This is a genomic window from Micromonospora sp. NPDC051196 (assembly GCF_040682415.1).
In the GTDB taxonomy this organism is placed as follows: Bacteria; Actinomycetota; Actinomycetes; order Mycobacteriales; family Micromonosporaceae; genus Micromonospora.
Map to the genome: position 1 here is coordinate 464019 of NZ_JBFBAY010000002.1, position 11668 is coordinate 475686.

Below are 11668 nucleotides of genomic sequence, written 5' to 3' on the forward strand. Positions count from 1 at the left end.
CCCGGCCACTGTCGCCCTGCGTCGAACCCCCGCGCCGTGTCGGACCGGCTAGGCCAGCCGCTCCCGGAAATGGTCGATCGTGCGTCGCAGGCCGATCTCCGGCGTCACCGTCGGCTCGTAGCCGAGCACCTCGCGGGCGAGGCTGAGGTCGGGCCGGCGCATCTCCGGGTCGTCCGCGCTGCGGGTGACGTACGTCACCTCAGAGCTGCTGCCGCAGAGGGACACAATCGTCTCGGCCAGTTCCCGCATGCTCATCTCGTGCTCGGTGCCGCAGTTCACCGGCCCGCTCTCGGTCGAGTCGAGCAACAGCAGGATGCCCCGGACCAGATCCGCCACGTAGCAGATCGAGCGGGTCTGGTCGCCGGTGCCGTGCACGGTGATCGGCTCATCGCGCAGCGCCTGCGAGATGAAGGTCGGGATGGCTCGCCCGTCGTCCGGCCGCATCCGTGGACCGTAGGTGTTGAAAATCCGCACGATGGCGGTGTCCAGCCCCCGGCTGCGGCGGTACGCCATCGTCGCGGCCTCGGAGAAGCGCTTGGCCTCGTCGTACACGCTGCGGATGCCGATGGGGTTGACGTTGCCCCAGTACGTCTCCCGCTGCGGGTGTTCCTTCGGGTCGCCGTACGCCTCGGAGGTGGAGGCCAACAGGAACCGGGCGCCGTCGGCGACCGCGCGGTCCAGCAGGTGCAGGGTGGCCACCGAACCCACCCGCAGGATCTCCACCGGCAGCTTCTCGAAGTCGGTCGGGCTGGCCGGTGAGGCCATGTGCAGGATCGCGTCGAACCGCTCCGCCAGCGCGGGATGATCCGGCAGCCCGTCGGAGACGTCCGCCTCGACCAGGGTGAAGGTCGGCGTGTCGAGCAGGTGGGCGACGTTCTCCTTCGACCCGGTGACGAAGTTGTCCAACGCGACCACCGTGCAGCCACGAGCGATCAACGCGTCCACCAGGTGCGAGGGAACGAAGCCGGCGCCGCCGGTGACCAGAACCCGGTGACCGGGGCCGAAACGCTGCTCAACCTTCATGCCGATCAGCCTAAAGGAGGGGCCCCCTGTTAACGCCTGGCGTGGTACAGGGGGCCCCTATTAACAAACGGACGGGTCAGTGCGCGCCGGCACCGGTGAGCGCACGCACCTCCAGTTCGGCGTACTTCTCCTCGTCGCTCTCCTTGGAGATCACCGTGCCGATCCAGCCGCAGAGGAAGCCGAACGGGATGGACAGGATGCCCGGGTTGGACAGCGGGAACCACTGCCAGTCGTGGTCCGGGAACATCGCCGTCGGCGCACCGGAGACCACCGGAGAGAAGAACACCAGCACCACGGCCGCGAGCAGACCGCCGTAGATCGCCCAGACCGCGCCGGAGGTGTTGAACCGCCTCCAGAACAGGCTGTAGAGGATCGCCGGCAGGTTGCCGGAAGCGGCGACCGCGAAGGCCAGCGCCACCAGGAACGCCACGTTCAGGTTCTGCGCGTAGATCGACAGGGCGATGGACACCGCACCGATCACCAGCGCGGAGATCCGGGCGACGTTCACCTCCTGGCGTTCCGAAGCCGCCCCCCGTTTGACGACGTTGGCGTAGAAGTCGTGCGCCAGGCTGGACGAGGAGGCCAGGGTCAATCCTGCGACCACCGCCAGGATGGTGGCGAAGGCGACCGCCGCGATGATCGCCAGCAGTGCCGCACCGCCCAGTTCGCCGCCGAAGAAGTCGATGCCCAGGGCCTCGGCCAACTGTGGTGCGGCGGTGTTGCCGGCCCGGTCCTGCTCCCGGATGGCGTCGCCGCCGACCAGTGCCGCCGCGCCGAAGCCGAGCGCCAGGGTGAGCAGGTAGAACGAGCCGATGATGCCGATCGCCCAGAGCACGCTCTTACGGGCCGCCTTCGCCGTCGGGACGGTGTAGAAGCGGATCAGGATGTGCGGCAGGCCGGCGGTGCCGAGCACCAACGCGATGCCGAGGGAGAGCAGGTCGACCTTGTTGTAGAAGGTCTGTGTCGCGTTGCCGGCGACCTCGACGCCGTACCTCAGACCGGGTTCCAGGAATGCGGTGCCCTGGCCGGAGCTGGCGGCCGCGTCACCCAGCAGCGAGGAGAGGTTGAACTTGTACTTCGCGAGCACCAGCAGGGTCATCAACAGCGCGCCACCCATGAGCAGGAACGCCTTGACGATCTGTACGTAGGTGGTGCCCTTCATGCCACCCACGGTCACGTAGATGATCATCAGGGCGCCGACCATGATGATGGTCGCCACCTTTGCGGTGTCCGCGTCCATGCCCAGGAAGGTGGTGCCCGGCCGGATGCCGAGCAGCAGTGCCACCAGGGCGCCCGCGCCGACCATCTGGGCCAGCAGGTAGAAGATCGACACGGTGATGGTGGAAACCGCCGCCGCCGTACGCACCGGGCGCTGACGCATCCGGAACGCCAGCACGTCGGCCATCGTGTACCGGCCGGAGTTCCGCAGCAGCTCCGCGACCAGCAGCAGCGCCACCAGCCACGCCACCAGGAAGCCGATCGAGTAGAGGAAACCGTCGTAGCCGTAGAGCGCGATGATGCCGGCGATGCCGAGGAACGACGCGGCGGACATGTAGTCGCCGCCGATCGCCATGCCGTTCTGGAAGCCGGAGAAGGACCGACCGCCCGCGTAGAAGTCGGTGGCGGTCTTGGTCTGCCGGCTGGCCCAGATCGTGATTGCCAGGGTGGCGGCCACGAAGGCCAGGAACAGCACGATGGTCAAGTTGCGGGCGGTGGTGTTGCCCGCCTCGACCGCGAGAACGATTGAGTTCACGACTCACCTCCGGTGAGCTCGCCGCGGATCTTGTCGGCTACCGGGTCGATCTTCCGATCGGCGTACCGGGAGTAGAGCCAGGCGATCAGGAAGGTGGAGACGAACTGGAGCAGGCCGAAGACCAGCGCCACGTTGATGTTGCTGCCGAACAGTCGCGTGCCCATGAAGCCTCGCGCGTACGCGGAGAGGATCACGTAGAGCGCGTACCACAGGAAGAACGCGATGGTCATCGGGAAGACGAAGCCACGCAGGGCGCGACGCAGCCCGGCGAACTCGTCCGACCGTTGGACGGCGAGGTACCGCTCCGGTTCCGACTCGGTCGGCGTGGTTGCGGGTGTGTCCGTGGACATTTGTGGGATCACCACCTTCACAGGCGTCAGGAGTTTCGCGCACGTTAGAAAGCGCGCTCCCCGCCGGAAAGGGGCGATATGGGGGCCGGTCGACGAGTGCGCCGAATGGCCACACTGCTGCGCCCAGTGACCAGGCTCACTCCGTTGACCGGTAGCGGTGGTCAGTTGTCTGGCTCGATGGTCGGGTGGTGCGGCCGGACTCGGTATCGGTGGGATCAGCCCAGCTCGTGGTACCGGCCGCGGTGGTGCAGCAGCGGCCCACCCGCGTCTGCCAGCTCCACCCGCTCGATGGTCGCCTCGACCAGCAGGCTCCAGCCGTACTCCCGGGCGCTGTCGAGCCGGCAGCCGGCCCAACCGCCGCCGTCGGCGGGCACCGGCCCGTAGGGCGTCTCGGCCCAGGTGTCGATGGCGAACAGGCCGCCGGGCGACGGGAACAGGCCGGCGAACCGGTCGGCGAGCTGCCGGTGCGCCGGGCTGAGCGGCGCCACCGCGAACCGTTCGGCCTCCTCGACCGCCGCCCAGAGATCCGACTCCGCGTCGATCAGGCCGAGCAGCCGGCCCGGATCACCGTCGGCCACCAGCGTCGAGGAAACCGTCAGCCCCGCCGGCCCGGGCGCCGTCCACAACGTCACCGGCGCGGCGAGCCGACCCCGAAACTGGCGTACGGGCGATCGCTGGTCGGCCGGCACCGCGAACGGATCGGTGTGGTGGATCTGGGCGCCCGGCTCTGGATTCACGTGAAACATTGTGACCTGCTCTGCTGCTCCGCGAGCCCGTGCCCAGCCCACGAACCGCTCGTACAACTCGGTTCGGCTGCCCTGCCCGCCCAGCTGGGCGAGCTGGTCACCGGCCTCCAGCATGAGCGTGCCGAGGTACACCAGCAGCGCCGTCCGGTCCTCGCGATACTCGATCAACATCCGCAGTCGGGCCGGCTGGCAGGGCCAAGGCGCCCCGCAGCCCCGACAACGCCAGAGCGGCCGCATCGGCAGATGCGCCACCAGCCGGGTCGCGCCGCCACCAGTAGGGGTCACGGCGCCATTAGCCGAGGTCACGCCGCCACCAGCCGGGTCACGTTGCGGCTGCCCGGTCACGTCGCGGCTGCCGGGGAGCAGCTGAGTCGTGGAAACAGCACTGGTGCCTCCTTCGCTTCGGGGGCCGCCCCGGCCGGGGGAATGACCGAGGCGGCCCGTCGCAGGACCGACCGCCGGGATCGTCGCCTCCACCGGCCGGGCCGCGTGTTTCCACCCTGGACTCCGAGCCGAGCCCAGGGGAGGATGCCAGCGGTTACTACCCAGCGCGTTCGCGTACTTACCGAATGGGTGAGCATGAACTTCGAAATGTGGATCAGGGCGTTGAAGGCTGCTCGCGCCGCCGCCGGGGTATCCCAGGAAGGACTCGCGGCCCTGATCAAATGGAGCCCGTCGCTCATCGCCGCCATCGAGACCGGCCGCCGCCGACCGACAATGGAGTTCGCGATCGCCTCCGACGAGGCCCTGCACACCGGCGGCCTCCTTGCCGAGCTGCTCAAGGAGGCCGATCGGGAGCGCGGCCCCTCCTGGTTCGCCGCTTGGCGCGGCTATGAGCAGGAAGCCACCCGGTTGCGCGCCTTCGAACCCTGCCTGGTGCCCGGACTGCTGCAAACCGAGGAGTACGCCCGAGCCGTGATCTCTGCCGGCGGACTCCACCAGCCACCCATGGTCGACGAGCTGGTAGCCGTCCGAATGGAACGCCAACAACTCCTGCAACGGGATGACCCACCCCAGTGCGTGTTCCTGATGGACGAGACTGCGTTGCGCCGGCCGGTGGGCAGTCCAGCAGTACTCGACGCGCAACTCGGTCAACTGTTGGCCGAAGCGGAGCGGCCGCACGTCCGCATACACGTGGTGCCGCTCAGCGTCGGCGAGCATGTCGGGCTCACCGGCGGGTTTGTGCTAGCCGATCTACCTGATGGTGAGCAGGCGATCTACCTGGAGAACGCCGCTCGGGGGCACGTGGTGAACGACCCGGAGATGATCCGTTTGATCGACCGCAAGTGGGATAGCCTGCTTGGCGAAGCGCTGTCCACAAACGCCTCGCTTGACCTGCTCCGAAAGCTGAAGGTGACGTCATGACTGCTGCTGAACCCCGCTGGCGCACGGCAATCCGTTCCGGCGACACCGGTGGCAACTGCGTTGAGGTGGCGGACAACCTGCCCGGGATGGTGCTGGTGCGCGACAGCAAGGATCGCCCCGGCCCAGCGCTGACCTTCACGCCCGCCGCCTGGCGATCGTTTCTCGCTCTGGCCCGCGAAGCATCGCCTTTCGCCCCTCGCTGACCCGCCGTGATCTGCCCGGCCATCCGCCGAGCGATGCGAGCACAGGCGTGGGCGTGGGGTGACACGCGTTGCAGCGAGGCGCAACCCGACAAGATCACGCTCGATCTGGGATCGAGTGGTCTGGTTGCCAGCATTTAACCACTCGATCCCACATCAAGCGTGATCTTGTGCGAGGGCCGACCCGCTGGGGCGAGTCAGGGCGTCCGATCCGAGCGTGACTTTGTGTGCGAGGGTCGCCTCGCTGGGGCGCGGGAGGACGCTCGATGCCGAGCGTGATCATGCTGGGGAAGGCGGCAGTCGGGGGGTTATCCACAGGGGCAGCGCGCGGGGTGTCTGAGCTGTCACCGTCTGGGTATGTCCCGATTGCCTCGTCGGCCGCCGCAGTTGCGGGGGCGCATCTTCCGTGGTTCGCGGGCGATATCGCATGGCCTGCTCACCCGGAACGAGCTTCGTAGTTCCGCCTGGCGGCCTCTCTTCCGCGACGTGTACGCCGATGCCCAGTTGCCGGTCACCCACCGCACCCGGTGCGCCGCCGCAGGCAGATGGCTCATTCCGGCTGGTGCCGCGATCGCCGGTCGATCCGCTGCCGTGCTCTACGGGTGCGCCCACACGACGTTCGATGACACGGTCGACGTCCTCGTCCCGCGTGGCACACCCGCTGGTCCTACCGCTGGGCTGCGCGTCCATCGCGGACCGGTCGATGCGGGCGATGTCGTCGATCGGGCGGGCATCCCGGTCACCTCGCCCGTGCGCACCTGCTGGGATGTGTCTAGCTGGCTCGACCTGCTGGAGGCGGTGGTGGTCATCGACGCCCTGCTGGCACGACGGCTCACCGACGTGTCGACACTGCGTGGGTACGCCCTGGCTCGGGCGGGCCGTCGTGGCTGGCGGGCGATGCTGCGCGCGGTCGACCTAGCGGATGCCGGTGCCGAGTCGCCGCAGGAGTCCCGCGCTCGGGTCCGGCTCGTGCTGGCCGGGCTGCCGCGTCCGTGTACCCAATGGGTGGTGTCGGCTCAGGGTCGGTTCCTCGCCCGTCTCGATCTTGCCTGGCCCGACTATCGGGTGGCGATCGAGTACGACGGCCTCTGGCACGACGACCCGGCGCAGTTCGACGCGGATCGCCGAAGGCTCAACCGGCTGGTCGGCGGTGACTGGATCGTCCTGCACCTGACTGCGAAGCGCCTCCGCGAGGACTTCGACGGCTTCGTCGCCGAGGTGCGGGCCGCCCTGCGCTCCCGTGGCCACCGCACGATTGCGTCCCGCATCCCCGAACAGCCTGCCCCGTGACCCGCGACCGCCAACCGCCAAGCCGCGAGCGCCGGCCCGCGACCGTCGACCCGCGAGCGTCGACCGCCAAGCCGCGAGCGTCGACCCGCGAGCGTCGACCCGCGACCGTCGGCCCGCGACCGTCGGCCCGCGACCGCCGGCCCGCGACCGTCGACCGAGACCAGCGATCGCTGAGCCGCGACCGGCCGGGGACTGTCAGCGGCGCGGGGTGACGGCGGTGAGCAGTTCGGGCTGGCGGCGATCGAGGGCGTCACCGGCCAGGTAGGAGCCGAGCAGCGCCACGCCGACGCCGTAGAGCACGCCCAGCGGCAGGCCCAGCCAGAGCCAGGCGTCGCCGAGCAGCGCGGCGGCGATCACCGTCGGTACGCCGGTCGCGGCGGTGGCCACCATGGCCACCAGAGCCAGCAGGCTCTTGGTCACTCCGGCACCGCTGTTCATCGCGAACGGGTTGCTCGTCTCGGGCAGCGAGTAGGCGGCGAGTACGGAGACGAACGAGTTGACCGCCAGCCCGGCACCGTAGGTGGCGAACAGGGTGCCGGCCATGAATCCGATCCAGGTCGGTTCGCCGAGGATCAACGCCATCACCACGGCCACGAACGCCAGCATGGGCAGCACGTAGAGCGAGAAGGCGGCCATCCGGGCGCGTAGCTCCAGCCGGCCGGGCACACCGGCGATCACGTTGGCCGCGTACGCGCTGCCGTCGAAACCGAACTGGTTGGCCAGGGTCATGGCGGCGAGCAGCCCGACGAAGAGCATGGAGAGGCTGACCAGCAGCGGCGAGGTGTCGGCGGCGATGCTGAAGCCCTGCTCGCTGTCGATGCTGAAGCCCTGACCACCCACGTTGACCATCACCGGCACGAAGAGACCGACCACCGCGATGGTGATCAGGTTGGCCCGTCGCCGGGCGTCGCGCCACCAGTAGCGGGCCTCCCGGGCGACCAGCGCGCCGAAGCGGTCCCGGCGCAGCCAGCCGGCGGCCCGGGGGAACAGATGGCCCACGGCACCGCCGCTGACCTGCGGTTTGCCTCGGGTCGGGCCGGTGCTCGCGGCACCGACCATCGCCGACTCCAGCGAGCGTGACCACCAGGCCAGCAGCGCGACGATCGTCACGGCGGTGATCAGGAGCTTCAGCGGCGCCGCCCAGACCCGGCCCTGCGCCACGTCGATGCCGGCCGTCCAGGGTGCGCCGAACGGGGTCCAGCCGATCACGGTCGCCACACCGGTGAGTCGGTCCCAGTCGGTGTCCCGGATCGCGGCGAGACCGGCGAGCTGCAATGGCCCGAGCAGCGCGGCGGCCACCGCGAGCAGGACCGCCGCCAGGTCGCGTACCCGGCGGGAGCGGAGCATGGTGGCGAAGGCGCTGGTCACTGCCCGCGCCGCGGCGACGCAGAGGAGCAGCCCGGAGATCACCCCGAGGACGGCCACCGTGGCGGCGGACCAGCCACCGAACACCCCGGCGGTGACCACCAGGCCGGAGAGCGCCACCAGTACGGCGACGGTGGGCACGCTCACCAACGCCGCCGCGAACAGTCCGGTGACCAGGGTCCGCCGGGACAGCGGCAGCAGCGCGAAGCGGGCCGGGTCGAGTGTCTCGTCGACACCGAAGAAGACCAGGGGCAGCAGCAGCCAGCCGAGCACCGTCAATCCGCCGGCGAACGCCGCGACCAGCAGCGCGTACTGGTCGTCACCGACGAGTCCGGGTGCCGCCAGGCCGAAGAAGGCGCCGACCGCGAACCAGAGCCCGATCAACGATCCGACCACGAACAACGCGGCCCGCCAGGCTTGGCCCCGGAAGTTGTTGCCCATCACCCGCAGCTTGAGCCGGACGAAGTGCCGCGCCGCGACCGGACGTGCGCGGCTGGCCGGTTCGGTCACCGGGACAGCCACGACAACTCCTCACCGGTTGCCGTACGCCCACCGACCACCTCGACGAAGACCTCCTCCAGCGAGCGCCCCCCGCGTACGTCCTCCAGGGTGCCGACCCGCTTGATGGTGCCCTCGGCGAGGATCGCCACGTGCGTGCAGAGGCGCTGCACGACCTCCATGACGTGACTGGAGAAGATCACCGTCCCGCCGCCGGTGACGTACCGCTGGAGGATGTCCCGGATCAGTGCCCCCGAGACCGGATCGACCGCCTCGAAGGGTTCGTCCAGTACCAGCAGCCGAGGCCCGTGCAACAGGGCGCAGGCGAGGCCGATCTTCTTCTTCATTCCGGCCGAGTAGTCCACCACCAAGGTGCGGCCGGCGTCGGCGAGGGCGAGCACGTCGAGCAACTCGGCCGCACGCTGGTCGACCACCGCCGGGTCCATGCCCCGCAGCAGCCCGTGGTACGCCAGCAGTTCGGCGCCGCTGAGCCGGTCGAACAGCCGCACGCCGTCGGGCATCACACCGAACAGTCGTTTCGCCTCGACCGGATCGGCCCACACGTCGCGTCCGAGCACCCAGGCGCCGCCGGCGTCCGGCCGCAGCAGCCCGACCGCCATCGACAGGGTGGTGGTCTTGCCCGCACCGTTGGGGCCGAGCAGCCCGTAGAACGAACCGGCCGGTACGTCCAGATCCACCCCGGCCACGGCGATCTTGCCGTCGAACCGTTTGGCCAGGCCACGCAGCGCCAGCGCAGGGTACTCACCAGTCATGTGCCTGACCGTATCCGGTTGCGGCCAGCGCTCCGCCAGCCCGTAGGACGAGCCGAGTTCATCCCGCAGTCGTAGGCGCATCCGCCGCAAGTGTTAAAAAGGGGCCCTTTCCATACACGAGGCGTTAATAAGGTGCCCTTCCTTACAGACGGAGGCTGTCCGGGGCGTGTAGGCGGAGCATGGTGCGACCGGTGTCGGCGGGGGTGCGCCCGCGGGTGGCCAGGGAGACCGCGACCATGACCGTGAAGGCCAACGGCACCGTCCAGGCGGCCGGCTGTGCGGTGAGCGTGGCTGGCCAGCCGGTCAGCGGCGGCCCGAGCACGGTGATCAGCACCGCCGACACCGCCGCGCCGCCGCCGACCAGGATTCCGGCGGCGGCGCCCGCGTCGGTGAGCCCACGCCACCAGATGCCGAGCACCAGCAGCGGGCAGAAGCTGGACGCGGCGACGGCGAAGGCCAGCCCGACCACCTGTGAGACGTCCAGCCCGGAGACGTTCAGGGCGAGGATCAGCGGCACCCCGCCGGCGATCACCGTGGCGATCCGGAAGCCGCGTACCGAGCCACGACCGAGCACGTCTGTGGAGATCACTCCGGCGACGCTGGTGAGTAGCCCGGACGAGGTGGACAGGAAGGCCGCGAACGCCCCGGCGGCGACCAGTGCGGCCAGTAGCCGGCCGGTGGTCCCGGCGCCGAGCGCCGCTTCGGGCAGCAGCACCACCACCGCGTCGGTCTGGCCGCTGACCAGCAGTTGTGGAGTGTAGATCCGGCCCAGTACGCCGTAGATCGTGGGCAGCAGGTAGAACACCCCGACCAGGGCCAGCACCACCAGCGTGGTCCGGCGGGCCGCAGTGCCGTCCGGGTTGGTGTAGAAGCGGACCAGTACGTGCGGCAGTCCCATGGTGCCCAGGAAGGTTGCCAGGATCAGCGAGTACGTGGCGAACAGCCCCCGGTCGTCGTCACCGGCGGTGCTCGGCAGCAACCAGTCGGAGGCGTTGGTGGCCACCCCGGACACCTCCGGCACTGGGTCGCCCGCCGCGAAGGTCAACTCGTCGCCGGGGTGCACCTGACGGGTCTGCCCGTCGGGCAGGGTGAGCACGGCGCGGTGCTCGACCACGACGGTCGTCGCGGTCCGGAAGGTCGGTCCGTCGGGCGGAGTCACCGCCGGCCGCCCGTCGGACTGCCACTGAAGAGCCAGGAAGATCGCAGGTACGGCGAGCGCGGTCAGTTTCAGCCAGTACTGGAATGCCTGCACGAAGGTGACCGCCCGCATCCCGCCGAGCGCCACGTTGGCGGTCACCACCACGGCGACCACCAGGGCCCCCACCGGGTACGGGGAACCGGCCAGGGTGGCCAGCGTCAGCCCGGCGCCCTGCAACTGGGGCACCAGGTAGAGCCAGCCGATGAAGATCACGAAGACGGTGGCCAGTGTGCGCAGCCGGCGGGAGCCCAGCCGCAGTTCGCAGAAGTCGGGCAGGGTGAAGGCGCCGGAGCGGCGCAGCGGCGCGGCGACGAACAGCAGCAGGGCCAGGTAGCCGGCCGCGAAGCCGACCGGATACCAGAGCACGTCCACGCCGTACTTGAGGATCAGCCCGGCGACGCCGAGAAAGCTGGCCGCCGAGAGGTACTCGCCGCCGATCGCGGCGGCATTCCAGGTCGGGCTGACCACCCGCGAGGCGACCAGGAAGTCGGAGGTGGTGCGGGCCAACCGCAGCCCGTAGAAGCCGATCCCGAGGGTGACCAGGGTGACCGCCACGATCGCCGGTACGACGAGGTCGTTGCTCACCTCAGCGCTCCGGCCGCTGGACCAGGTCGGTGAAGTCCTGCTCGTTGCGTTCGGCCAGCCGCACGTACGTCCAGCCGACCGCGACCAGGAACGGGAAGGAGAGCACGCCGAGCAGCAGCCAGGGCAGGTTGACGCCGAGCACGGTCATCCGGCCCACCGAGGGCGCGATGGCGAACAGCCAGGGCAACCCGCCCAGCCCGACCAGGACCACCGCCGCCAGTTGCAGGGCCAGCGCGAGTTGGGCGCGTACCAGGCCGCGGATCAACGTCTCGCCGACCCGGGTCTGCTGGGTCAGCTCGGTACGGGTGCCGCCGGCCCGGTGCCGCCGACCGGAAACCTCGGCCAGCACCACCCGGGTACGCGCAGGCGGCCCCGATCCGCGCAACTGCGCGTCAGCCGGCTCCGCAGCCTGAAGCGGCTCCGCAGCCCGGGGCGGCGGTGCGGCCTGGGGCGGCGGCGCGGCGGTTCCGGCTGGCTCGGATCGGCGGGGTGCCGGTGGTGAATCCTCGGCGGCCACCCCGG

General features: G+C 70.0%; 11 protein-coding genes. 3 read left to right on the plus strand and 8 right to left on the minus strand.

All coding sequences use genetic code 11. The annotated features are described in order from the left end of the window. Positions 1–48 precede the first annotated feature (48 nt). The 4 genes from AB0M35_RS07950 to AB0M35_RS07965 all read right to left on the minus strand — a co-directional run bounded on the left by AB0M35_RS07950 (position 49) and on the right by AB0M35_RS07965 (position 4037). On the minus strand, positions 49–1023 hold the full coding sequence (locus tag AB0M35_RS07950; protein ID WP_363742867.1) for an NAD-dependent epimerase/dehydratase family protein: 975 nt from the start codon (positions 1021–1023) through the stop codon (positions 49–51). 76 nt (positions 1024–1099) lie between these two features. Continuing rightward, entirely contained in the window at positions 1100–2776 is a 1677-nt protein-coding gene (locus AB0M35_RS07955) for a cation acetate symporter (protein WP_363742869.1), read from the minus strand. Then, the gene (locus AB0M35_RS07960) at positions 2773–3126 is read right to left on the minus strand and encodes a DUF485 domain-containing protein (protein WP_363742871.1); all 354 of its coding nucleotides are present in this window, start codon (positions 3124–3126) and stop codon (positions 2773–2775) included. Before AB0M35_RS07960 ends, AB0M35_RS07955 begins: the two co-directional genes overlap by 4 nt. 215 nt (positions 3127–3341) lie before the next feature. Further along, complete coding sequence (locus AB0M35_RS07965) at positions 3342–4037, minus strand: flavin reductase family protein (protein ID WP_363743042.1); 696 nt, start codon at positions 4035–4037, stop codon at positions 3342–3344. Positions 4038–4451: 414 nt separating this feature from the next. Here AB0M35_RS07965 and AB0M35_RS07970 point away from each other — a divergent pair, with 414 nt between their 5' ends. From AB0M35_RS07970 to AB0M35_RS07980, 3 genes are all read left to right on the plus strand, one after another. Beyond that, positions 4452–5237 carry a helix-turn-helix transcriptional regulator gene (locus AB0M35_RS07970; RefSeq protein ID WP_363742874.1) on the plus strand — a complete coding sequence of 262 codons (786 nt, stop codon included), beginning with the start codon at positions 4452–4454 and terminating at the stop codon, positions 5235–5237. Next, positions 5234–5440 (plus strand): DUF397 domain-containing protein, encoded by a 207-nt coding sequence (locus AB0M35_RS07975; protein ID WP_363742876.1) that lies wholly within the window; start codon positions 5234–5236, stop codon positions 5438–5440. Before AB0M35_RS07970 ends, AB0M35_RS07975 begins: the two co-directional genes overlap by 4 nt. Positions 5441–5794: 354 nt before the next feature. Then, positions 5795–6727, plus strand: coding sequence for a hypothetical protein (locus AB0M35_RS07980; RefSeq protein WP_363742879.1), 933 nt, complete (start codon positions 5795–5797; stop codon positions 6725–6727). Between the two features lie 195 nt (positions 6728–6922). Here AB0M35_RS07980 and AB0M35_RS07985 read toward each other — a convergent pair whose 3' ends face one another. The 4 genes from AB0M35_RS07985 to AB0M35_RS08000 all read right to left on the minus strand — a co-directional run bounded on the left by AB0M35_RS07985 (position 6923) and on the right by AB0M35_RS08000 (position 11531). Next, positions 6923–8614: an ABC transporter permease gene (locus AB0M35_RS07985; RefSeq protein WP_363742882.1), complete on the minus strand. Its 1692-nt coding sequence runs from the start codon at positions 8612–8614 to the stop codon at positions 6923–6925. Further along, complete coding sequence (locus AB0M35_RS07990; RefSeq protein WP_363742885.1) at positions 8599–9363, minus strand: ABC transporter ATP-binding protein; 765 nt, start codon at positions 9361–9363, stop codon at positions 8599–8601. Before AB0M35_RS07990 ends, AB0M35_RS07985 begins: the two co-directional genes overlap by 16 nt. Before the next feature lie 142 nt (positions 9364–9505). Then, on the minus strand, positions 9506–11146 hold the full coding sequence (locus tag AB0M35_RS07995) for a cation acetate symporter (RefSeq protein WP_363742887.1): 1641 nt from the start codon (positions 11144–11146) through the stop codon (positions 9506–9508). Between the two features lies 1 nt (position 11147). Beyond that, positions 11148–11531, minus strand: coding sequence for a hypothetical protein (locus AB0M35_RS08000; RefSeq protein WP_363743044.1), 384 nt, complete (start codon positions 11529–11531; stop codon positions 11148–11150). Positions 11532–11668 lie beyond the last annotated feature (137 nt).